The 23306-nt window shown below is 69.5% G+C and carries 15 protein-coding genes and 4 pseudogenes; 9 read left to right on the plus strand and 10 right to left on the minus strand.

Going from position 1 to position 23306, the window contains the following annotated elements; genetic code table 11:
- Nucleotides 1–99 precede the first annotated feature (99 nt).
- Together ACWY4P_RS46030 and ACWY4P_RS46035 are read right to left on the minus strand one after the other, a co-directional pair.
- Nucleotides 100–3525 (minus strand): WD40 repeat domain-containing serine/threonine protein kinase, encoded by a 3426-nt coding sequence (locus ACWY4P_RS46030; protein WP_456206780.1) that lies wholly within the window; start codon nt 3523–3525, stop codon nt 100–102.
- Between the two features lie 361 nt (nt 3526–3886).
- The gene (locus ACWY4P_RS46035) at nt 3887–5479 is read right to left on the minus strand and encodes an ISL3 family transposase (protein ID WP_456206781.1); all 1593 of its coding nucleotides are present in this window, start codon (nt 5477–5479) and stop codon (nt 3887–3889) included.
- A gap of 78 nt (nt 5480–5557) precedes the next feature.
- Here ACWY4P_RS46035 and ACWY4P_RS46040 point away from each other — a divergent pair.
- Nucleotides 5558–5755 (plus strand): annotated as a pseudogene (locus ACWY4P_RS46040) (hypothetical protein); the annotation flags it as partial.
- Nucleotides 5756–5854: 99 nt separating this feature from the next.
- On the opposite strand, the gene ACWY4P_RS46045 reads toward ACWY4P_RS46040, so the two are convergent.
- Both ACWY4P_RS46045 and ACWY4P_RS46050 read right to left on the minus strand, forming a co-directional pair.
- Nucleotides 5855–7159, minus strand: coding sequence for a glycoside hydrolase family 6 protein (locus ACWY4P_RS46045; protein WP_456206782.1), 1305 nt, complete (start codon nt 7157–7159; stop codon nt 5855–5857).
- 30 nt (nt 7160–7189) lie between these two features.
- Nucleotides 7190–8155, minus strand: a complete 966-nt coding sequence (locus ACWY4P_RS46050; RefSeq protein WP_456206783.1) for a glycoside hydrolase family 6 protein — start codon at nt 8153–8155, stop codon at nt 7190–7192.
- Nucleotides 8156–8580: 425 nt separating this feature from the next.
- Between ACWY4P_RS46050 and ACWY4P_RS46055 the strand changes: the two genes are divergently transcribed.
- Nucleotides 8581–9594 (plus strand): LacI family DNA-binding transcriptional regulator, encoded by a 1014-nt coding sequence (locus ACWY4P_RS46055; RefSeq protein WP_456206784.1) that lies wholly within the window; start codon nt 8581–8583, stop codon nt 9592–9594.
- Nucleotides 9595–9673: 79 nt separating this feature from the next.
- On the opposite strand, the gene ACWY4P_RS46060 is transcribed toward ACWY4P_RS46055, so the two are convergent.
- On the minus strand, nt 9674–10534 hold the full coding sequence (locus ACWY4P_RS46060) for an acetylxylan esterase (protein WP_456206785.1): 861 nt from the start codon (nt 10532–10534) through the stop codon (nt 9674–9676).
- A 208-nt stretch (nt 10535–10742) separates the two neighbouring features.
- On the opposite strand from ACWY4P_RS46060, the gene ACWY4P_RS46065 reads away from it, so the two are divergent.
- Nucleotides 10743–11723, plus strand: a complete 981-nt coding sequence (locus tag ACWY4P_RS46065) for a LacI family DNA-binding transcriptional regulator (RefSeq protein ID WP_456206786.1) — start codon at nt 10743–10745, stop codon at nt 11721–11723.
- Nucleotides 11724–11794: 71 nt separating this feature from the next.
- Here ACWY4P_RS46065 and ACWY4P_RS46070 read toward each other — a convergent pair.
- From ACWY4P_RS46070 to ACWY4P_RS46080, 3 genes and pseudogenes are all read right to left on the minus strand, one after another.
- Nucleotides 11795–13550 (minus strand): annotated as a pseudogene (locus ACWY4P_RS46070) (cellulase family glycosylhydrolase).
- A 116-nt stretch (nt 13551–13666) separates the two neighbouring features.
- Nucleotides 13667–14707 carry a LacI family DNA-binding transcriptional regulator gene (locus tag ACWY4P_RS46075; protein ID WP_456206787.1) on the minus strand — a complete coding sequence of 347 codons (1041 nt, stop codon included), beginning with the start codon at nt 14705–14707 and terminating at the stop codon, nt 13667–13669.
- Nucleotides 14701–14952, minus strand: coding sequence for a hypothetical protein (locus ACWY4P_RS46080; RefSeq protein WP_456206788.1), 252 nt, complete (start codon nt 14950–14952; stop codon nt 14701–14703). The genes ACWY4P_RS46075 and ACWY4P_RS46080 overlap by 7 nt, the downstream gene beginning before the upstream one ends.
- 637 nt (nt 14953–15589) lie before the next feature.
- On the opposite strand from ACWY4P_RS46080, the gene ACWY4P_RS46085 reads away from it, so the two are divergent.
- The 5 genes from ACWY4P_RS46085 (at nt 15590) to ACWY4P_RS46105 (ending at nt 21166) form a co-directional block, all read left to right on the plus strand.
- On the plus strand, nt 15590–17089 hold the full coding sequence (locus ACWY4P_RS46085; protein WP_456213280.1) for an RICIN domain-containing protein: 1500 nt from the start codon (nt 15590–15592) through the stop codon (nt 17087–17089).
- A 402-nt stretch (nt 17090–17491) separates the two neighbouring features.
- Nucleotides 17492–18532 (plus strand): LacI family DNA-binding transcriptional regulator, encoded by a 1041-nt coding sequence (locus tag ACWY4P_RS46090; RefSeq protein ID WP_456206789.1) that lies wholly within the window; start codon nt 17492–17494, stop codon nt 18530–18532.
- Between the two features lie 100 nt (nt 18533–18632).
- Nucleotides 18633–18767 carry a hypothetical protein gene (locus ACWY4P_RS46095; RefSeq protein WP_456206790.1) on the plus strand — a complete coding sequence of 45 codons (135 nt, stop codon included), beginning with the start codon at nt 18633–18635 and terminating at the stop codon, nt 18765–18767.
- 112 nt (nt 18768–18879) lie between these two features.
- Nucleotides 18880–19026, plus strand: a complete 147-nt coding sequence (locus tag ACWY4P_RS46100) for a hypothetical protein (protein WP_456206791.1) — start codon at nt 18880–18882, stop codon at nt 19024–19026.
- Nucleotides 19027–19066: 40 nt separating this feature from the next.
- Entirely contained in the window at nt 19067–21166 is a 2100-nt protein-coding gene (locus ACWY4P_RS46105; RefSeq protein WP_456206792.1) for a beta-galactosidase, read from the plus strand.
- Between the two features lie 200 nt (nt 21167–21366).
- Here the strand turns inward: ACWY4P_RS46105 and ACWY4P_RS46110 are convergent, their stop codons facing one another.
- Nucleotides 21367–22290, minus strand: a complete 924-nt coding sequence (locus tag ACWY4P_RS46110) for an alpha/beta hydrolase family protein (RefSeq protein WP_456206793.1) — start codon at nt 22288–22290, stop codon at nt 21367–21369.
- A 137-nt stretch (nt 22291–22427) separates the two neighbouring features.
- Nucleotides 22428–22724 (minus strand): annotated as a pseudogene (locus tag ACWY4P_RS46115) (non-reducing end alpha-L-arabinofuranosidase family hydrolase); the annotation flags it as partial.
- Nucleotides 22725–22785: 61 nt separating this feature from the next.
- On the opposite strand from ACWY4P_RS46115, the pseudogene ACWY4P_RS46120 reads away from it, so the two are divergent.
- A pseudogene (locus ACWY4P_RS46120) lies at nt 22786–23148 on the plus strand (RICIN domain-containing protein); the annotation flags it as partial.
- Between the last annotated feature and the right edge of the window lie 158 nt (nt 23149–23306).

Genomic DNA, 23306 nt, shown 5'->3' on the forward strand with positions numbered 1-23306 from the left:
AGGATCGTCTCCTTGTGTGTGAGGGGAGGGCTTCGGGGGACGAGACGGTGAACGTGAGCGTGCCGTCTGCGGCGTCGGACAGTACGCATCCCGCTCCGCTCAGTCGGCTACCAGCTCCCAGTCGAGGTCCCAGAGCCGGATGCCGTCGTCTCCCGCCGAGATCAAGTTGCGCAGGTCGGGGGTGAGTTCGAGGTGCCGGATGCGTTGTTGGTGCCCTTCGAGCACGTGCAGGCATCGGCCGGTGGCGACCTCCCACATCCGTACGGATCTGTCGTGGCCGGAGGAGAAGGCGAACCGGGCGTCGGGTGTGAACCGCACGGCGGAGACCCAGCCCTCGTGCCCCGCGAATTCGCGTACGGACCGCCCGGCACCGGCGTCCCACAGCCGGATCGGTTCGTCCTTGGCGCCCGAAGACATGACCTGGTGTGTGGACATGGCCAGGCGGCCGTCGGCGCTCAGGCACGCCGACAGGATCGGTTCCCGGGGGCCGGTCCAGGTCTGCAGGCAGGCTCCGGTGTCAAGATCTCGCAGCCGGACCACGCCGTTGGAGTCGCCGACCGCCGCGAGCCGTCCGTCCGCGGACGTGGAGATCACGTTGACCGGGCCGTTCCGGGGGATCGTCGCGATGCAGCGGTCGTCGTCCAGGTCCCATCGGCGCAGGACACCGTCGCCGCCGCCGAGCCAGGCGTACCTTCCGTCGCCGGTGAACCTGATGGTCCTCCTCATGTCCCAGTCCGGAGTCAGCCGACGGCACTCGCCGTCTGCCAGTCGCCGCCGAATGATCGCGAGTGGCTTGGTGCCCTCGCACAGGACGTGCCGGCCGTCGTCGCTCAACGCCACGCCACCCACCCTGCCGGGGTGATCGTCGAGGACGTGCGTGCACGCGCCGCTGCCCAGATCCCAGATCCGTACGGTGCCGTCGCTCTGCCCGCTGACGGCGAGCCGGACATCCGCGGCGACACCGATCGCCGTGATGGCGCCGTAGGAGAGGTGGCCGGCGTCCAGTGGCCGCGACCAGGCGGAGCGCAGCCGTACGTGGCGCGCCGAGCGGCCCAGTTCGTGCCAGGCGGCCAGGACCTGGGGGGCGCGCTCGTATCCGGGTATCTCCCGTGCGCGGGTCAACAGGCCGAAGGCTGACCGGTGTCGGCCGTTCGACATCGCCTGGCGTGCTTCGGTGAGCAGTTCCTCGGCCAGTCCGCCGAGCCGGCTGACCTCCGCGTACTCGCGCGGCTTGATCACGTGCGGCTCGGCGACGTATTCGGTATCGGGCAACCGCCAGCGATGCATGGACAGTTCGGGATGTCCGCCGACGGAGCAGCCGAACCGGTCGTCGCTGTCGGGGAATCCGACGTGGTGCATCCCGTACGCGTGGGCGGTGAAGGTCCGCAGACACCGGCCGCTGCTCAGCTCCCAGATCTGAACGGTGTGGTCGCCGGTCGTTCCGGACAGCAGCAGCCGCCCACTGTCGGCGAAGGCCAGGTGACTGGCCGCGGCGGTCAGCCCCGTCAACGTACGCAACGTACGGACCTGCTGGTCGTCCCCCACATCCCACAACCGGATCACCCGGTCCTCGCCGGCCACCGCGACCATCCGACCGTCGGGACTGAAGCACAGCGCATGCGTCGCCGAGCCGGCGGCCAGTACCCGGCACCGGCCATCGGCCACGCTCCACAGCCGCGCCCCGTCCTCCTCGGCGGTGAGCACATGGCGCCCGTCGGCGCTCACCTCGTACTGCGAGCCGTCCAGGGCGCTGTCCTTGAGTGCTGCCCCGAGCGACCACCGGCGGGTCCCGGTCCGCGGTTCCCAGACCTGGACGCGCCCGTCCACGCCCTGCCACACACCGATGCGCCCGTCGGCACTCAACCTGGCCGGGCACCCCGTGGCGCGTGCGGCGGAGCGGATGACGCGGGTACACCTGCCTGCCCTGAGATCCCAGAACTGCACCGTGCCGTCGCGGCTCGTGGACAGTGCGTACGAGCCGTCAGGGGTGAGGTCGACGCCGAGCACCTGCGTGCGGTGGCCCTTGACTGCCAACCGTTGTGCGCAGGTCGCCGTGTCCCACAGCCGGAGCACGCCGTCCCAGTGGCCGCTCAGCGCGAGGCGTCCGTCGGGAGCGAACCGGATCGGCAGGTAGCCCATCACCTCGTGCCGGGCGAGCAGTTTCACCGGCGCGAACGGCAGCGCGAACGGCTCGCGAAACTCGCGGGTGCTGGTGTGGCGGGCATCGGCCACGGTTCCCGAGGCCGCCACCCGCAGCGCCGCCCGTACGTCGGTGTCGTCGGGCCGTTCGCGCGCGAGGGCGTCGAGCAGGTCGTGTGCCGCCGCGAGGTCGCCGCGTTCGAGGTGGACCCGGGCCAGAAACAGCTGCACCTGCCAGGAGGACGCGCCGGACCCACGCGGGATCGCCTCCAACCGGGCGACGAGTTCCCCATCGGTGATCGCCCCCGCACGCCACCGGAACAGGCCACCGTTGTACACGGCCCCGACGTGGTGCGGGTCGACCGCGAGCGCCTGGCCGAAGGCATGCTCGGCGTCGGCGGCCCGGTCCAGGTCGAGGAGCGACAGGCCACGGTTGTTGAGCTCGTCGGCGCGCAGATCGGCGGCCTGCGACGTGGGACGCGGATACGCCGAGCCGGTCGCCTGCTCGTAGATCCCGGTCAGTACATCCGCGATGTCCGCCATCGAGGCCGGCCGGTGGGCCGGGTGCTGCCGCAGGCAGCGCCGGAGCAGGTGGGCGACTTCCGGCGGCGCCGCGACCGGATTCGAGGGGTCGGCCAGGTATTCCTCCAGCGCGAGACCCGCGACCGAACCAGCCGCCCAATGCACACCGCCGGTGAACATCTCCAGGACCGAGACCGCGAAACTGTAGACATCGCTGCGCCGCCCGACGGGCTCGCCCGCGAGCTGCTCCGGGGACGCGTAGCCGACCGTCATGCCGCCGGACGGCACCAACACGCTGACGCCCGGAGCCATTTGGAGGTCGGCCGGGGCCGTGGCGGCCTTGGACCGGGCGAGGCCGAAGTCGGTGATCTTCGCGGCGCCCGTGCCGTCGAGCAGAATGTTGGCTGGCTTCACATCCTGGTGCACCAGGTCTCTGCTATGGGCGTGCTCGAGCCCACGGGCCGCTTGAACTGCCGTGTCGAGAACACGGGCGAGGGCCTGCCGCGCATCCCCGGCGTGGAGGCGCCCGTCGCCGATCCACTCGGCCAGGCTGCCGCCGTCGACGTACTCGGCGAACACGCGGGGGACACCGTCGATCACCCGAACGTAATGGCAGGCGCAGACGTTAGGATGGAGCCCGAGGGACACCCACGCCTCGGCTTCCCTGACGAACAGCTCCTGATCGCCGGGGCTCCGGAACAGCTCGGGCCGCGAACTCTTCACTGCCATGTCGATGCCCCAGGCGAGATGCCGTACCCGGTGCACGACGCCCATCCCGCCCCGGCCAAGCTCGCCGATCACCCGGTACCGGCCGTCGACGGTCTCGCCGGTCACCCAAACGGTCGGCGACGTAGGTGCGTTCACTGCGATTCCTCATCGTGATTGCGGCAGAAGTCGCTGTCCTGGAAGGCCCGGACGCAGAAGGCCCCGTTGTCGGATTTCGACGAGGGTCAGTATGTGACGTCGTCGATCCTGGTGTCGATGTTTCAGGCTCACCGCGGGGGTGCGGGAGCGCTGCGCTTGCCGAAAATATCATCCGCCCTGGTTGGATGCGGTGCGCACGGTGTACCGGAGGCCGACCGGCGAAGTCGCCTGAACGGGCGCTCTCGCGAGGCTGGCGCTTACCGCGGCAAGATGTCGACCGTGTTGCTGCGACTGGCCTGTGGGTGCCGGGAATTAGGCTCTTGCAAGATTTTCGTGATGCGGTGACGGTCGGTGAGCGTTGTCAGGTGAGTAGGGCTCGTTTGCGGAGGAGTGCGAGGCTGGCGCGGCCGTAGGTCTGGCGTTTGAGCATTTTGATCTTGTTTTCGGTGCCTTCGACCATGCCGGAGTTCCAGTCGAGGGTGAGGCCGGCGGTGACGGCGTTCCAGTCCTTGTCCAGTCCGGTCGCGAAGGCTTTGAGTGAGGGGAGGTCTTGGTTGCGGACCTGGTGCACCCAGGTGTTGAGGTGTCGGCCGTTGCGTCTGGTCATGATCTGGGCGAAGGCCTGGACGTGCTGGTGCAGGGCGTTCAGCTCGGGGCAGGCTGCCAGTGCGGTCTTAAGACGCTGCTGGTCATCGGGGTTCAGGGTGGCGGGGTGGCGCATGATCCAGCCGACGAGCCGTCGGGTTGGAGGCGGGGCAGGTTCCGGGGTGGGCAGGGCTCCGTTCGCTCGGAGGGTGCGCAGGTAGCGGGTGACCAGCCGGATGCTGCACTGCAGGCCCCGCTGGGTGAGTTCCTGGTGGAGTGCTGTGGGCGAGTGGCACCCTTCGGCCCATCGCTGGTGCAGGTAGTCGCGGTGTGGGTCCAGTTTGCTGGGGCGACGACCGGCGGCGTGAGCGAGGAGTTCTTCCACGTGTTCAGCCCGGGCGAAGGTCTGCACGGTTTTGTGGTTCAGCCGCAGCTCACGGGCGATCTCTTTCAGCGCCCAACCCTGCTCCAGCAGGGCATGGACCTCGCGGTAACGGCGGCGGGTGCGCGCCTCCAGCGCTCCTTGAGCGGACAGGGCCTGCGCAGGCAGATCTTCGAGTCCGGTCCGGTCTGCAGGTGTTCGGTCCGTGGCCGCTCGGTGCAGGCATCCGCGGTGGCGGGCGATGTCCTTCTCCACGTGTTGTCCGAGGTTGCGCCACAGGTGCCAGCGGTCCGCGACCTGCACGGCAGCCGGCGCGGCGCGGGTGGCAGCCTCGGCATAGGCACCTGCCCGGTCACGGCAGATGACCCGCACCCCAGGGTGATCCCTAAGCCACGTGGCCAGCGGCTCGGCGTCCCCGCCGGGCAGCAACTCCAGCACCCGCCGCGTTGTCCCGTCCACCAGCACCGTGCCCCACACTCCGCCCCTACGCAGAGCGAAGTCGTCGACACCCAGTACCCGGGGAACCTTCCAGTCCGGGTCCGGCAACGCCATCACCAGCGCTAACAGGGTCACCCGGCTCACCGCCATGTGCAGGACCGCCAGCAGCCTCGCCCCGGCGGACCCGGCCAGTGCCAGCCCCACCGCCTGGAGCAGCCCCAGCAGCAGCGGCGTATAGCGCCCATACCGCACGGACAGCCCGTCCACCTGCTCGGCGAACGTCTGCCGCGGACAGCCAGGCTCATCACAGAACATGCGTCGCACACCGAGATGGATCACGACGGGACGGCCACCGACCGCCACATCGGCCAGACGACGCCGATAGCGACTGTGCACCCGCGTCGACAACACCCCGCAGTCCGGACACGGCAACGCGACACCCTCCCGGGTACGCGCCCAAACCTCGACCTTCTCACCCTCAAGGCTCACCCGCTCCACCAGCACCTTCTCCAGGTACGGGAACACGATGCCCAGCAGCTCGTCACACACTCCGCACGATGACACCAAGATGACGCACTGTCACCCCATCACGAAAATCTTGCAAGAGCCCAGATTCCGGCACCCACAGGGACCGGCCGAACCCGTCCGACAACCGGTGACAGCGACGAGCCGCCCTACCCCACCGGGCTTGCCGCGCTGCACGACGGGTGGCGCCTGTTCCAGGCCTCCCAACTACTGCCGCCGCAGTCCGGCCACGAGTACGACGTCTCCTTTCTCAAGCACGAGTTCTTCTTCGAGAAGCTGGAGGAAAGCTCCCGCCCTTGACCCGGTACGGCAACCGCGCCCGAGCGGCCTGGCCGGAAGCGTCCAGCCACGAGTGAACGGCAGCTCGTGGCTGGACACGTCCAGGGTGCCCGGCAGAGCTCAGCGGTTGAACGTCAGGCGCGGTGCCGCGTTGCGGGCCAGTGCGTGGGCCTGGTCGGGCCACCAGGTGCCGGCGGGCGGGTCGACGATGCCGTACTCGGGGTCGATCGTGCCGCCGGTGTTGCGTGTGCAGCTGCCGTCGGACTCACCGGGGATCTTTATCCACAGGTAGGCGTCGACGAGCGGGACGCCGGTGTCGGCGGTGGGGCGCGGGCCGAGGCCGCGGCCGGGCGCGTTGCACCAGATTTCCGGGTCCCCGGTGTACTTGCCCGGCTCCGGGGTCCAGGCGCCCAGACCGTTGCGGCTGGTGTCGATCACGAAGTGATGCAGTTCGTCGGCCGGTGGGGTGCCCACGTTCTGGTCGAACCAGGCGTCGGTCCACCGCCAGGTGGTGGGGTCGGCGGAGGAGACGGCATTGCCGGGGGCGCCGTCGTTGGGCGCGGCGGACGAGTAGTACTGGCTGGCGCACGAGTCGGCGTGGCCGCGCGCCTGCTCGGATCCCTCGCCGACGAACCACATGCACTTGGATATCCAGGTGCCGTACCTGGCGTTGTGGTCGGTGGGGTGGGTGTTGGACACGTTCAGGGCGAAGCCGTCGCTGTACCGGACCCCGGCGTCCAGCAGCCGCTGCGCCATATCGCCGACGGGTCGCCACTGGACGTTCCCCGCGTCCAGATAGACCGCAGTACGCGGTCTGGCCTTGAGTGTCTTGACGGCGTACTCCAGGTCGGCGATGCGGGCGGCTGTGAGTTCGCCGGTCGGGTCCTCGGTGGGCCCGCAGTCCTTGGGAAGGAGGGCCAGGCCGTCGGGTTCGACGACGACCACCGCCTTGGTGTTGCCGATGCCGGCGGCGAAGGCGTCGATCCACTGCCGGTAGGCGGCGGAGGATGCGGCTCCGCCGCTGGAGTACTGGGTGCAGTCCCGGCCCGGGACGTTGTAAGCGACCAGGACGGGGGTCCGGTTGACGGCCCGGGACCGGTGGACGAGCTTGTTCACCTCGGCGCGCACCTCGTCGGGCGTGCCTTCGGTGAACCACTCGGCCTGCGGCCAGCTCGCGAGCCTGGCCATGTTCGTGGCGTTCTCGATGTCACCGTTCCCGAAGTCCACGAGCGCCTGCTTCGCGGCCTTGCTGTGCGGGTCGACGTAGAACTTAGTGGCCGGGGTGATCACATCCTGCGTGGGTGTGGCCTGCGCCTGCGCCTGCGCCTGCGCCTGCGCCTGCGCCTGCGTCGCGGTGAGGGCGGCGCACGCGGTGAGTGCCGCGATGACGGCGGCCGCGCGGCGCCGTGGGCTGCGTGGTGGCATGGCTGCTCCTGGTCGCTGGATGGATGTGAATCAGTAGCCGTAGATCATCTTGTAGGCGACCTCGGGGAGGAACTGTCCGGCCGAGGAGCCGCCTCCGACGCCGCAGTTGCCGTCGGACTCGCCCGGGGCCTTGATCCACAAGAGCATCTCGGCGCCTCCGCCCAGCTGGGTGGGGGTGCCGATACGACGGCCTGAGGGGTTGCACCACTGGCCGTTGGAGCCGTTGCCGTTGCGGCTGGTGTCCACGACGAATGGCTTGGTGTAGCCGTAGCGGGCGTTGAGTTCACTGTTGACGGCGTTGCCGTAGGCGGTGTTCTCGGCCGTGGTGAAGTAGTTGGAGACGTTGAGGGAGAAGCCGTGGGCCTGGCGGAGGCCGGCTTCGTGGAGGCGCCGGGCCATGGTCGCCGCGTTCGCCCAGCCCGGGTTGCCGGCGTCGAGGTAGACCCAGGTGTTGGGGGCCTGGCGGCTGAACTGGGTGAGGGCGCCGGTGAGCATGCCCTCGCGTTCGTCGATCTGGGCCTGGGTCATGCAACCGTAGTCCCCGAGGGAGTCCGGTTCGAGGATGACGACGGCCGGGCGGTTGGCGATCCCGCCGGCGAACTGGGCGATCCAGGTCGCGTAGGCGGACGGCGAAGCGGCTCCGCCCGCGGAGTGCCCGCCGCAGTAGTCGCGGTTGTAGATGTTGTAGGCGACGAGGATGGGCAGTTTGTCCCTGGAGTCCGCGGCGCCCGCGTACGCGCCGGTGGCGGTGCCGATGGTGCCGCTCCAGGAGCCGAACCAGCGGGCCATCGGGGTATTGGCGAGGGAGGCGTTGATCGCGGGCGCCCGGCCGTCGCCGGGGTTGGCGGCGACCCACCTCTTCGCGCTGGAGTCGGGGTCCACGTAGAACCCGTTGGTCATGGTGGTCGGGTCGGCCGCGTGGGCGGACGGTGCGACGGCGAGTGCGAGCGGGAGCGTGAAGAGCGCTGCCACCAGGACGCGGAGTCTGCGGCGCATGACTGTACCTCGGTTTCCTGACAGGGATGCGTCGCGCGCTCTCCTCCCGAGCGTGCGACGCGCTGAGGAAGTGCGGTGGTACGACGTCCCTTGTGCCGGCGACTCTCCGGCAGGAACGACACGTCCGAAGATCGGCAGCGGGCATTGGGAGCGCTCCCACTGGAAGCGGTCCCAACAGCACCGAGAACCTTCGGGGGTGTGGTCGGTATCGTGTTGCGAGCTGGTGAAGCTGTCAAGGGTCGACGTACAACCCGCTCTTCACATGGCGGGGACAAGGCTCTACAGTCCACAACTGGAAGCGCTCCCAGCCCCCTCCGGTCCCTGAGGCTCCGTACCTGTCCTGTCTCGTCCACCGGGTGGGTGGCGGCGGCATGGGCGGGGGTGAGACGCTTCCCGTCCGGTCGAGCGGGAAAGGCTCATGGCTCATGGCAGAAGATGCGCCGCGTCGGCAGCCGACGCTCGACGAGGTGACCGAACTCGCCGGCGTCTCCCGCTCCGTGGCCTCCCGCGCCCTCAACAACGCACCGCACGTCAGCCGCGCCAAACGCGAGGCGGTCGAGCGGGCCGTCCGGCAACTCGGTTACGTACCCAATCCGACCGCCCGCGCTCTGGCCACCCGCCAGACAGGAGCGGCCGCCCTGGTCGTCTCGGGAGAGGATCCGTCGATCTTCGCGGATCCGTTCTTCGCCCAGGTGATCGTGGGGGCGTCGGCCGCTCTGGAGGAGGCCGACCTGCATCTGATGCTGTGCCTGGCCGCTTCCGACCGGGGCCGCAAGCGGGTGGAGGAACTCCTTCGCTCCAAGGGCGCCGACGGCGTCATGCTGATGGCGCTGCGTGAGAACGATCCGCTGGCCCGTATGGCCGAGGAGGCGGTGATGCCCGTCGTGTTCGGCGGACGCCCGGTCGGTTCGGCTCCCCGGTGGTACGTGGACGTCGACAACGTCGGTGGAGCGCGCGAGGCGACCGAGTACCTGGTCTCGCGCGGCCGGACGCGCGTAGCCGCGATCTGCGGGCGTCTGGACACCGAGGCCGGGCGCGCCCGGTACCGCGGCTACCGGGACGCCATGCTGGCCGCCGGCCTCGATCCGTTCCCGCCGCAGGAGGGGGACTTCACCGAGCCCAGCGGAGCCGCCGCCATGGCCGCACTGCTGGCGAACCACCCCGACCTGGACGGGGTGTTCGCCGCCAACGACAACATGGGGGCGGGAGCGCTGCGCACGTTGCGCGAGGCCGGCCGACTGGTCCCCGCCGATGTCGCAGTGGTCGGCTTCGACGACCTGGCCGTCGCCCAGATCGCCGATCCGCCGCTCACCACCGTCCGTCAGCCCATAGCGGCTTTGGGACGGGAGATGGCGCGCATGCTCGTCGCCCTCATCAACGGACAGGACCCCACCCCGCTGATCCTGCCCACCCGCCTGGTCACCCGCTTCAGTGCCTGACGGCTGTGACCCGGACTCCGGCCCACACTGACACGCCACCAGAGGGACGGCTGGGTTGCGTCAGGCCGGCCTCCTTCGCCTACTGCTGAGGGGCCAGACCGCGTTGGCGCAGCCACTTCAGCTGCACCGCGGTGTTCCGGCCGAAGCCGCCGCCGTGGTCGGCGAAGGGCCAGACGGTCATGGTCCGGTCCGCCCCCGCGTAGTGGTTGAAGGCGGCGTAGACGGTGGAGGGCGGGCAGATCGGGTCCATGAGGCCGACGCTGAACAGTGCCGGGGCCGTCGCCCGACGGGCGAAATGGACACCGTCGAAGTAGTCGAGTGTGGCGAAGGTCGTCTCGACGCGGTGCGGACTGTGCCAGCGCAGGTATCTGGTGAGTTCCAGGTACGGGCCCTCCCCGCTGATCTGCGCCGCCTGGCGGAAGTGGCACAGAAACGGAAGGTCCGGAACCACTGCCGCCACCCGGTCCGGGGCGAGTCCGGCGACCGCGAGAGCCAGGCTGCCACCCTGGCTGCCGCCCGCGACAACGACCCGCCCGGCATCCAGTCCGGGCAGTTCGACGATCGCGTCCACGGCGCGTACACAGTCCGTCATGAGGCAGCGATAGTAGTAGTTGTCAGGTGAGTCGACGCCGCGGGTCATGAAGCCTTCGGCCCATTGCGTACCGTCGCCCTCGCCGTGGTCCGGGGTGTCGTGGCCCTGTCCGCGGCTGTCGACGACGAGCTGGGCGTAACCGGCCGCGGACCACAGCAGGTGGTCGGTAGGCAGCCCGCGGCCGCCGGAGTACCCGATGTAGGTGACGACGACCGGCAGCGGCGCCTCGGCGCCGCGCGGGCGCAGCAGCCAGGCGGCCACGGGTTCGCCGTTCCAGCCGGGGAAGCGTACGTCGTCCACCTCGACCGTGCTCAGCAGGTGCCGGTCGGTGACCCGCTCAGCCTTCACCGCTCCGCCTCGGCGCGGGAAGCCAACTCGACGCCGGAGACGGCGCCGGGGCGCAACGGGCAGCCGAGGCAGGACGCAGGGCTGATCGAAGGTGTCAGAATGGCGGTTGCAGCAGTCGAGGGGATGGGGAAAGGCGACCGTGCCGGACAACCGATCGGGAAGACCTTCGGCGGACGAACACAGGGAGCGTGGCACGGGACCCGCATCGGTGACGATCGCGTACATCGCCGAGTCCGCGGGCGTCTCGATTCCCACCGTGTCGAAAGTGCTCAACGGCCGTTCCGGAGTGTCGGACGAGACCCGGGCCCGGGTCGAGCAGCTGATCCATGAGTACGGTTACCGCAAGCCTCCCCAGAGCCGGAGCAATCTGGTGGAGCTGGTGTTCCGCGAGCTGGAGCACATGTGGTCCGTGGAGATCATCCGCGGAGTCGAGCGCGTGGCCCGCAGGAACGGGGTCGGGGTGCTGGTGTCGGAGTTCGGGCTTCCGGACGCGGAGGGAAGGACCATCGGCGACACGGTGGGGCGGCGACCGCAGGCCGTATTGTCGGTGGCCCAGCTCTTTGAGGCGGAGCGGGAGCAACTGACCGCCAGGGGCATCCCCTTCGTTGTCTTTGACCCGATCGATGAGTTGCCCGACGGAGTACCGTTCGTGGGAGCGACGAACTGGAGAGGTGGTCAGGCGGCGACCCGGCATCTGGTCGAATTGGGGCACCGGCGCATCGCCATGATCAGCGGGCCGGACCACGACTTCTGCCGCGCTCGGCTCTCCGGTTACGTCTCCGCCCTCGCGGAGGCGGGCCTGCCGACGGACCCCGGTCTGGTGGTGAAGACGCAGCTCTCGCGTGAACACGGGTACGTGGCGGCGCGGGAGCTGCTGTCCCGCCCCGATCGTCCCACCGCCGTGTTCACCGCCAACGACATGCAGGCGCTCGGTGTCTATCAGGCCGCGCGGGAGCTGGGCCTGGGTATCCCGCAGGACCTGAGCGTGGTGGGTTTCGACGACGTGCCGGCCGTGGCCTGGATGGATCCGCCCCTGACCACTGTCCATCAGCCGCTGGCCGAGATGGCGACGGCCGCCACCGAGCTGGCCCTCGCGCTCGGCCGGGGAGAGGCGGTGCCCCAGGTGGGGCTGGAGATCGTGACCACGCTCACCGTCCGGGAGAGCACGGCTCCGCCGAAGGAGGAGTGAGCCCGCAGGGAACGGACCGCTGTGCCCTGGCCGCCCGGGGGAGCGGGCGGCCAGGAGCGAGGAGAGGTCGGTCAGGAGACCGTGCCGGTGACCGAGGGGCCGGACTTGGTGACGTGGTAAGTGACGGTGGCTCCGCTGTAGAAGTGGAAGGTCAGCGTCACCGGCTCGGTGTCGCGGAGTGCGTTCAGGAATTCGGGGGTCAGGATGATCTTGCCGTTGGGGTAGTCCGGTGAGAAGGCCTTGTTGAACTCCTGGTACGGAGTCCAGCTGGTCTGTCCGGCGTTGCTGCCGTCGGCGTACGTGGCGTGCATGGTCGCCAGTACGTCACCCCGGTACTGGGTGGGGATGGTGAACGAGCTCGTCGTCCCGGTGGCGTCCATCAGGACCGGTGTGTCGTGGGTGACCACGTCGATCTGCCACGGCAGCCCGCGGGAGAACCGGGCTCGGAGCGTGGCGTTGACTCCGTAGGCGCGATCGCCGGCCATCCGGGTCAGGGCCTTGGCGGTGAGGGTGAGCCGGTTTCCGGAGACGGTGTAGTCGCGTCCCGCGACCAGCTTGGTGCGGCCGTGCCACAGGCCGCGGAAGCTGGTGCCGTTCCGGTTCAGGGTGAGCGACTGGGCGGTGATGGGGCTGGACTTCGGCAGGAAGATCTTGTCGAAGGAGGTGGTTCCCGAGCGCGTGGTCCAGCTGGACTTGATCCAGGCGAACAGGGCGGGGTCCCGCCATTGCAGGGTGTCGCGGTTCAGGTAGGCGAAGGGGTCCCACAGCGCCGTGGTGACGCCGGCGACACGCGCCTTGTATCCGAGGTGTTCGAAGTACTTCAGCGCCTCGCCGCGCTCGACGCGGTCCGGATGGTTGTGGTCAGGCCAGCTGAGCAGGCCGTACTCGCCGAGGTAGACGGGGATGCCCTTGGCGACGAACGTGTCGTGCATGCGGGCGAAGGCGTCGTCGAGGTCCTTCTGGGCGGCGGCGTCGTAGTGGGTGCCGCCCGCGATGTTCACGCTGAACGGGAACCAGCTGTAGTAGTGCACGGTGGCGACGAGGTTGCTGTCGTTCAGCGCGTCGATCGTGGCGGACAGGTCGTCCATGAGGGTCTGGGAGGGCGTGCAGTACTGCGTGGGCAGGACCAGCAGACGGTTTGCGTTGCCGCCGCCGGAGGAGCGGACGATGGAGTGGAAGGAGGTGTTGAGCTCGTTCAGGAGCTGAGTCTTCCGGGCGTCCGTGGCGTTGTCGAAGACCGGTTCGTTGACGCTCTCGAAGAGCAGGGCGCGCGGCGCGTCCCGGAATCTCTCGGCTATCTGGGTCCACAGGGCGTTGAAGCGGGCGAGTACCCTCGTCATGGTCGGTGGACATCTTCGAAATCCACTGCCATGAGTCGTGGTGGATGTTGATCACGACGTACAGACCCTCGGCGAGCGCCCAGTCGACAACCTGCTCGACGCGGTTCATGTACGCGGCGTCGATGGTGTAGGGGCCGGTGGCCGAGTGGTGGTCGGTCCAGGTCACCGGGATGCGGACGCTGCGGAAGCCCTGCGCGCGGACGGTGGCGAGCAGCTTTCTGGTGGTCAGCGGGTTGCCCCAGGACGTCTCGTCGGGAATGGCGTCCAGGGTGTTGCCCAGGTTCCAGCTGGGCTGCATCGCCGCGACGGCGTCCATGGCGGAAGCCGGGACCCTGACCGCCGACGGTGACGCTTCCCTCGTGCCGTTGGGCGCGGCCAGTGCCGTGCCGCCGGTCAGCCCCAGCATGACGACCAGCGTCAGCAGCAGGGCCGCCAGGCGTCCTGGGCCCCGACTGCGGTGGTGTGCGGGGTGCCGTATGTCCTTCATACCTCGTCCTTCTCGGTCGGTCGTGCCTTTCGGCCGGTTCACGGGTACGGTGCGGAAGGCTGCGCCGGATTCCAGGGGATGCCGCCGGCCCAGGCGGTCGGCCATGCGCTCTGCTGTCATGACGGCTCCATGGGCGGAGAGGGCTGGGTATTACTGCTCTGGCGGACGGTCAGAGTCGGCTGCAGAAGGACCCGTTCGTCGGTCGGCGGCTCGCCCCGCCGTGCGGCGGTCAGCCGCCGGATCATCTGGCCGACAGCCACGCGGCCCAGTTCCTGCCCGGGGCCGGACACGGTGGTGAGGGCGGGTGTGTGCTGCTCGGCCAGCTGCTCCGGACAGAGGGCGACCACCGAGGCGTCCTCGGGAACGGACCGTCCAACGGCCCGCAGCAGGCCGAGCAGCGGGCCGATCGCCGCCTCGTTCTGCACCACGAAGCCCGTGGTGCCGGGTCGGTCGGCGAGGATCCGGGTCAGGGTCCAGGCGGTGGATTCGTACGTGCCCTCGCAGGGCCGGTGCAGGAAGCGCACCCGCCGCTGCTCCGCCCGTTCGCGGAAGCCGGCGAGGGTTCGTTCGGCGTATCCGGCGTGCCGCTTGTAGACGCCGGAGCCGTAGCCGATGAAGCCCACGTCCCGATGGCCGAGGTCCGCCAGATGGTCCGCGCACAGGGCACCCGCGGCGGCGAAATCGTGGTCGACGCAGGACAGTTGGTGCGGGTCGTTCGGTAGGCCGATCAGCACGGTCTGTGTGCCCCGGGCGCGCAGCGCGGGGATGCGGGGGTCGCCCAGTTCGACGTCCATGAGGATCACGCCGTCGGCCAACCCGCTCGCCGCGACGCGCCGCACGCCCTCGGGGCCCTCCTCGTCGGTGACGAGCAGGACGTCGTACCCGTGCCGCCGTGCCTCGGTCGTGACCGAGATGGCGATCTCCATCATGACCGGGACGTACATGTCCGTCCGCAGCGGCATCACCAGCGCGATGATGCGGGAGCGGCGGCCGGCCAGCGTCCTGGCTCCGGCGTTGGGGTGGAAGCCGAGTTCCGCCACGGAGCGCAGGACACGGTTGCGGGTCGTCTCGGAGATCTGGTGGGAGTCGTTCAGGACGTAGCTGACCGTGCTGGACGAGACTCCCGCGTGTCTCGCCACGTCGGCGATGGTCACCATGATGGTGTGCCGGCGTGGTTCAACCCGGGATCGGTCACCGCGCCGTCACTGCCCGACACGGAAGCGATGTCCGGTTCGACGGGTGTACGCGGCACGTGGTCGGGCAGCGCGGCGTTCAGACCCGACTTCGTGTTCGTGCCTGTCTTCTGCTGTCCGCCATCCCCGCAGGCGGACAGCAACGCGGCCGCTCCCGCGACCGTGGCTGCTGCGCCGGCGAAGCTTCTGCGGTTCAACTCGTGCGTCATGGTCGGGGCCCTTCCCCTGGAGCGTGTCGAAGCGCTTCACTTGGCACGGGAAGTTAGCGGGCTTGTTTCGCACGAAACAAGAGCCCAGACGCAAGGAAAGTTTCTCAGCCTGGTCCATTGACAGCCCGTGCGGGCACTGGCAGCGTCGATGCGCTTCGACAACTCACGCTCAAGCCGTCATCCATATCTGCTTGCAGAGGGGTCTGATTCGTGGCCACTCCGTTCCCTTCCGCCGAGCTGGTTCATCAACGAAACTTTCCAGCCCGGCGTAGCGGGGACGGTGTCGAGTGAGCGCCACGCCTCTGGGCCGTCCGTCCGGGGCATCGCGCTGCCGCGAGCGGCTGCGTATCGGCGGCCCCGACGGCATCGTGCACAGCGGCACCGCGGGAGGGGGGGAAGACCAACTTCCGCTATGAGGACTGAGCCTGGCCCGGACTGACAACAGCGCTGTCCGCCCGGGAGTCCCATCGGGCGGACACCGGCTTTCGATCAGGAGGTGCGCCACCATCGCCACCCAGGGCGTACGGGATGACGCACCGCGCGGCCGCATTCAGTGAAGGAGACACGAATGAAGGGCACGCATATGACATTCATGGTGCCGTGGCGGAGACGCGTGACGCGAACGACGGTGCTCACCGTGGTGACCGCCCTTTGGGTGGCGCTCCTGGCCGGATTGGGCGCCGCCGAGACGGCACGGGCGGCCACCGTGGATCCGAACGCGTGGTACGTGCTGGTCAACCGTGGCAGCGGCAAGGCGCTCGACGTGTCGGGCGCGAGCACCTCCGACGGGGCGAGCCTCTCGCAGTGGACCCGCACCGACAGCGCCAACCAGCGGTTCCAGTTCGTCGACTCGGGCAACGGCTACTACCGGCTGAAGGCGCAGCACTCCGGCAAGGTGCTGGACGTCTTGAACTACTCCACCGCCGACCACGCGGACATCGTGCAGTGGAGCGACGCGGGCAGCACCAACCAGCAGTTCCGGCTGGCCGACTCGCCGGATGGTTACCTCCGGCTGATCAACCGCAACAGCGGCAAGGCCGTCGAGGTCGACAACGCCTCCACCGCTGACGGCGCCAAGGCCGTGCAGTTCACTGACTGGGGCGGGGCCAACCAGCAGTGGCAACTGGTCCCCACGACGGGAGTGCTGGCTCAGGTGCACACCGCCGGGCGGGTGAAGGACGCCGGAAACACGGTGCAGTACAGCTGGCCCGGCGTGTACTTCGAGGGCACCGTCAGGGGTACCGGCGTGGGCATCGTACTCAACGATTCGGCCGCCGACTACGACGTCCAGGTCGACGGAGCCACCGTCGCCACGCTCGTCACGCCCGGCCGGACCACGCACTGGATCAACGGCCTGCAGGACCGCGCGCACACCGTCCGGCTCGTCAAGCGCAACGACAGCCCAGGGGACACGAGCACGTTCGGAGGCTTCGTCGCCGCGCCGGGCGGTGCCGTGCTGAGCAAACCGGCGGCCCGCAACCGCCAGATCGAGTTCATCGGGGATTCCCTCACGGTGGGCTACGGCAACCTCTCGACCTCGCGCGACTGCACCTGGGACCGGGTCAGGCGGACCACCAACGCCGACGTGAGCTACGGCGCCCTGACCGCCCGGCAACTGAACGCCGACTACCAGATCAACGGCTATTCGGGCCTCGGCATGGTGCGCAACTACAACGGAGGCTCTCCGGACGTCACCTACCGGACCTTCTACGACCGTGCCCTGCTGAACGTGTCCGGCGACGTCTGGCAGAACCCGGGCACCTGGCACCCTCAGCTCGTGGTGGTCAACCTCGGCACCAACGACTTCTCGACCGCCATCAACCCCGGTGAGCCGTGGACGCCCGACAGCCTGGCTGCCGCCTACCGCACCGCCTACGGCGACTTCCTCCAGAAGCTGCGGACGCGCTACGGGGCCACGACCACCATCGTGGCGGTCGGCACCGGCCAGTTCGCCGGCCATGTCCAGCAGGTGGTCAAGGCACGCAACGACGCCGGTGACAGCCGGGTACGCTACTGGTTCCTCGACGACTCGGGGCTGGACTTCCTGGGCTGCGACTGGCACTACTCGGCGCACGACGACCGACTCATCTCCGACCGGCTCACGTCGTTCATCGCCGGTCTGCCGATGGGCTGGTGACGGCACCGACCACCCAAGACCACCACAGACCCGACTACGGGACCTCCGACTCCGGAAGCGGTGCGGCTGGACCCGACGGTCGAGATCGCCACCCCCGGCCACCGTGCTCGGGCCGCCCCATGAGCTTCTTCACGGCGGCCCTTGTTCGGTGTCGTAGCACGGCGTTTTCGTGGCGCAGGACGAGGAGTTCGGCCCCCTTCGAGGCGTCCCGCCGTAGAAGCACCGCGGGAACGCAAGACCCCGGACTCGCCTCGCCGCCGGTCTTCACCGCTTTCGCGTACGCGCTGGCACGCAGGTCTTGACGGCAGGGCGGCCGACCGCTTTGACTACGTAGTCAACCGAGGTTTGCGCAGCCATTCCGGACGGCGACCACCTCCATGTCCCGCTCCTCGAGGGAGGACCATGCCCGACAGTTCCACCCCGCCCCGGTCCGCGTCCGGTGCGGGGCCGCGGCCCCGCACCGGACGCGGACCGGGCATGCACGACGTGGCGAGGGCCGCGGGTGTGTCCCAGAAGACGGTCTCGCGTGTGGTCAACGGCGAGCCGCACGTCAGCGACGATGTCCGGGCGCGCGTGCAGCAAGCGATCGATGCGCTCGGATACCGTCCCAACACCGCCGCCCGCGCGCTCACCCGGGGCCGCTACGGGCGGCTGGGCGTGGTGTCGGTCGGCGTCGAACTGTACGGCCCCTCCGCGCAGCTGGTCGCCCTGCAGCGGGTGGCGCACTCCCGCGGCTACGCGGTGGCGTCGGAGGCCGTGGCGGACAGCGTGCCCGACGGGCAGGCGGAGGCGATCGACTCCCTGCTCGCCCAGGGCGTCGACGGCATCGTGGTGCTCAACCCGGTCGGCGACGGCGCGCCGATCCGCGAGGAGGGTGATGTACCGGTGGTCAGCCTGGCCCTGGCCCGCGAGGACGGGATCGCGCCCGCCCGTGCCGCGACCGAGCACCTGCTGGCCCTCGGCCATCACACAGTCTGGCACCTGCCAGGACCGCAGGAGTGGTGGTCCGCCCGCGACCGGCTCCAGGGCTGGCGGGAGGCCCTGGCCGCGGCGGGTGCGCCGGAGCCGCCGCTGCCGGAAGCCGGCAACTGGACCGCCGCCTCGGGCTACGCGGCCGGGATCGAACTGGCCCGCGTACAAGGGCTCACCGCGGTGTTCGCCGCCAACGACGACATGGCCATCGGCGCGATGCGGGCCTTCGCGGAGGCGGGCCTGGACGTGCCGGGGCAGGTCAGCGTCATGGGATACGACGACATCCCGCTGGCGGCATACGTCACCCCGCAGTTGAGCACCGTAAAACAGGATTTCCCGGCTGTCGCCGAGCGTGCGGTGGATCTGCTGCTCACCCGGATCGAGCACCATCCGGATCCCCCGGCCCTCGCCCGCATCCCGGTCCAGCTGGTCCTCAGGGAATCCACCGCGCGGCCGGCGGGCCGGCACTGACGGCCCACCAGAAGGCGGAACCTTCCTTTGCCCGCTGTGAAGGTCCGACCTCTGAGCTAGGCGCTTCGTAACACCCGCAGGAGCGAGGTAATTGTGAACGTTGACACGTCACCCTGGCGAGCTTCTGCTGTTCAACGTGATGTTCAGCTCTTCGTCGATTCCGTTCGCGGTCATCCTGGTGCCGCTGTTCGTCATCGTGGTCAAATCCGTCCTGGGCAACCCTGGTTCATGCTGATCGTTCCCTGGGCCGCCCCCGCCTTCGGGATCTTCATGATGCAGCAGTACACCATCCAGAGCATCCCGGACGAGGTCCTTCCGACAGCTCCCAGGCCACCTTGCCTTTGGGGTTGCAGACCCTCTTCGGCGTGGAGTGCTGCCAGTACGACCTGGTGATGCCCGGTTCCGTGCTCGCCGTCCTGCCGACTGCCGCGGTCTTCGTCCTGCTGCGCAAGCAGCTGCTCGACGGCCTTTCCACCGGCGCGGTCAAGGGCTGAGGCCGCGGCCGCCCCCATACAGACAGAAGTGGAGAAACACATGTACGAACCTGCCGAGCGGGTCCTTTTCGGCGCCGCTTACTACCACGAGTACCGGCCGCACGACCGGCTCAAGGAGGACCTGGACCTGATGGCCGAGGCCCGGTTCTCGGTGATCCGGGTCGGGGAGTCCGTGTGGTCGACCTGGGAACCGGAGAACGGCCGGTTCGCGCTGGAGTGGCTGCGCCCGGTGCTGGACGGCGCGCACGAGCGTGGGATAGGGGTGATCATCGGCACTCCCACCTACGCGGTTCCGCCGTGGCTGGCCAGGCAGTATCCCGAGATCGCGGGGGAGCGGCGCACCGGGGAGCGGATCGCGTGGGGCCACCGGCAGGAAGTCGACTTCACCCACCCGGCGTTCCGCTTCCACGCCGAGCGAGTCATCCGCAAGATCGTGGAGCACTACGCCGACCACCCCGCGGTCGTCGGCTTCCAGGTCGACAATGAGCCGGGCGTGGCGCTTCTGCACAACCACGGGGTCTTCCAGAGGTTCGTCGACGACCTGCGCCACCGCTACCAGGATGTCGAAACGCTCAACCGGGAGTGGGGCCTGGTCTACTGGTCGCATAGGCTCAGCGACTGGGCTGACCTGTGGCGCCCCGACGGCAACGCGCAGCCGCAGTACGACCTGGCGTGGCGGCGCTTCCAGGCCCGCCAGACCACCGAATTCATCGCCTGGCAGGCCGACCTCGTACGGGAGTACGCCAGACCGGGGCAGTTCGTCACCACGTGCATCGCCTACGACCGGGTGGCGGCCGAGGACGCCGAACTGACGAAGGCGCTGGATGTCACCGCCGGGAACCCGTACTACGCCATGCAGGACGGTCTGGCGCTACCGGACCGGGACACCGCCCCCCAGGGGTGGGCGAGCCGCGGGACCTGGGCCCTGTACCAGAGCGCCGATCGGATGTACGCCTCCCGGCAGGAGCCGTTCCTGGTCACCGAGACCGACGCCCAGGCCATCGGCGGCCCGGAGATGAACTACCCGGCCTACGACGGCCAGTGGCGCCAGGCGGCGTGGGCGCTGATCTCCCGCGGCGCGTCCATGATCGAGTACTGGCACTGGCACACCCTGCACTTCGGCACCGAGACCTTCTGGGGCGGGATCCTCCCGCACAGCGGCCGCCCGGGCCGCATCTACCGGGAACTGGCGCGGCTGGGGGAGGAGCTTGAGACGGCCGGCGGTCTCGTCGCGGGCCTGCGCCCGGACGCCGACGCGGCCTTCCTCTTCGACCACCCCAGCATGTGGGCGCTGCAGCACCAGTCGCCGCTTTCCACCCCCGACGGTCCCGACACCGGCTCCTACGGGCGCCTGTTCGGCGCCTTCTACCGCGGCGCCTTCGATGCGGGGCTGCAGGCACGCATCGTTCACCCGGGCCAGCTGGAGACCGCCGACCTGCCGCCGCTGCTGGTCGCCTCCGGCTACTACATCGCCGAGGACCAGGTCCTGGACCGGCTGCTGGAGTACGCGCAAGCCGGCGGCCACCTCGTGCTCGGTCCGCGCACCGGCTACGCCGACCACGAGGCCAGGGCGCGTACCGACATCCAGCCCGCACGCCTGGCCGCGGCGGCCGGTGTCGCTTACGAGGAGTTCTCCAACCTGGCGTCGGCGCTGCCGGTCACCGGTACGGATGCGCTGCCGCTGCCGTCGGCAGCGCGCGCGACCGCCTGGGCCGACGCGCTGTCCCTCACCGAGGCCGAGGTACTGGCCGCTTACGAGCACCCGCACTTCGCCCGGTGGCCCGCTGTGACCACCCACCGTTACGGAGCCGGGAGGATCACCTGCGTGGGTACCGTCCCGGACCAGACCCTGGCCCGCGCGCTGTTCCAGTGGGCCGCCACCGGCACGGACCCGTGGCGCCCCGGCCACCCGTCGATCACCTCCACCGGGGCCACCGCAAGGGACGGCAGCCGGCTGCGCTTCGTGCACAACTGGTCATGGGACCAGATCGCCTTCCCGCTGCCGAGCCCGGTCCGCGATGTCCTCACCGGCCGGCGGTACGCGGCCGGCGACACCTTGCCTCTGGGCCCGTGGGACGTGCGGGTGTGCGTCGAGGAAGCCGTGCCGTCGGCCGACCCGGGAGCCGACGCGAGCGAGTAGCCGGAGTGGTCGGGCCCCGGTCGCGGCACGGATCGCCGGGGCCACGATCGGGGACCTGCCCTTGCCGGCACGGCATCCGCCTGGGCCATCAGCGTGGATCATCCGCCAATGGTCCCGCCACCGGCCGCCCCGCTTCGGCCTCCGGTCCGGGAGCAACGGGCCCCCCGGACCGACGAATGGCTGATCCAAGGCGAAATCGCCTAGGTGAGGGCCGCTTGCCAGGAGGTGCCGCTGCTGGTGGCGTCGGTTCGCAGGCGGTCGCGAGCGGCGGTGTCGCCGTACAGGCTCCAGCGGAACCAGTCCAGGAAGGTGTTCTTCGTCTGGGCGTAGTACCGGTAGTCCGGGACCAGGTACTGGCCGTGGTCCGCTCCGAGGTGGGTGAGGAACGCTTTGGGCGACGGGAGCTCCGCGTACGCGGCGCGCGCCGAGTTGTAGTCGCAGGTCGGGTCGTGGTCACCGTGGATGAACAGCACGTTGGCGTGGAGGCCGGCCGGGTTGCCCATGTCCACGCAGGCGACCGGGACGGCGGCGACGATGCGGTTGTCCGGCCAGGCGGTGAGCAGGCCGTGGGTGGTCATACCGCCCATCGAGTGGCCGGATACCCCGACACCGGCTCGGGTGTCGATGTGTCCGGCGAACGGGTCGCCCGCGGTGTTGTTCAGCGCCAGTGTCCGAGTGAGGACCTCGGAGACGTCCTTCGACCAGTTGCCGTTGTAGACGCTGCCGATGTTGGTGTTGTCGGAGAACGAGGGAGCGGGGCAGATGAAGCCCGCGGAAGCCAGGTCGTGGGTCTGCGAGGAGTAGCAGTCGGAGTTGCACCCCATGCCGTGGCTCCACTCGGCGATGGGGAAGACGCCGCCTGCGATGGGCGCGTTCGGGATGGGGTTGCCGCCCGGGGTGCCGACGGCCGGGTAGAAGACCTTCGTGGTCAGTTGGCGGTTGCCGCGGGACCAGTTGAACTGGCGCACGCCGATGGCGAACTGCGCGGTGGGCGCCTGCCGCGGTGAGGAGATCCGGGGTGTCAGCAGGGTGCCGGCGGCCGCGCTGCTGCCGAGCAGGGACATGCCCACGCCCGTCGCCGCTGCCGCGCCGAGGCCCAGTAAGGTACGCCGTCGCACTGACATTGATGACTCCTTGTTGCTGTGGGGGTGAGGCGGGCCGCACAGACGCGGTGCATCAGCGTGGTGGGTCCCGCGGTAGTTGCGCATGGGGCCGGGCCGTCAGCTCGGTCCCCGGCCCCGTGAAAGAGGGGCCGGGACGCTCAGCAGCTGTTGTTGGTCTGGGTGAGCAGGCCCAGGCGATAGGGGAGCTGGGAGTAGTCACCGCTCGAAGAGGGATCCCTGCCCTGGTAGAGGAACTGCAGGCGGCACCCGTTGATGGTCATGGTCTGGTCGTTGCCGGTGCGGATCAGTTCTCCGTGGCTGATGTCCTTGGTCCAGGCGCCGGAGGGGAAGGTCACGTTGTTGGCACGGGCGAAGGGATTGGATTCGCTGGCCGCGAGCGGCTGCCACTGGCCGTTGAGGCCGTTGGCGGTGAAGGAGCGGTAGTAGCGGTCGCCGACGGCCACTACCTGGCGCCGGAGCTTCCCGGGCTGAGCGCGCAGATGCATCCCGAGTCCCGGCGGCAACGTCGCCTCGGGCTCCAACCTCAAGCAGTGGACCTGGGACGGCAGCTCCAACCTCCAGTGGCAGGCGGTGGAGGTCCCAGGCGGCTACTACAAGCTGGTCAACCGCGCGAACGGCATGGTCGCCGACGGCTGGGGCGCCACCGCCGACGGCTCCGCCGCCAGGCAGGCCGCCTGGAACGGTGGCAACAACCAGCAGTGGACGATCACCCACCGCGGCGGCGACCGCTGTTCGATCGCCAACCGCACCACCGGCCTGGTCCTCGACGGCGGCGGCAACGTCGCATCGGGGTCGGTCACCAAGCAGTGGACCTACGGAAGCAGCACCAACCTGCTGTGGACGTTCACACCCCTGTGACCAGGACGGACGCGGCGGCCGCGAGCGTGTGCCCGTGGCTTGTGCGACCATGGCGATCCCTCGAGGAGACATGGGATGAATTTATAGGGTGCTACGGAAATGGTGTCCGTACCTCTCGCGCGCAAAAGTGATCGAGACGCGATCACCTGCGGGTACGG

It is taken from the genome of Streptomyces sp. LZ34, from assembly GCF_053890475.1.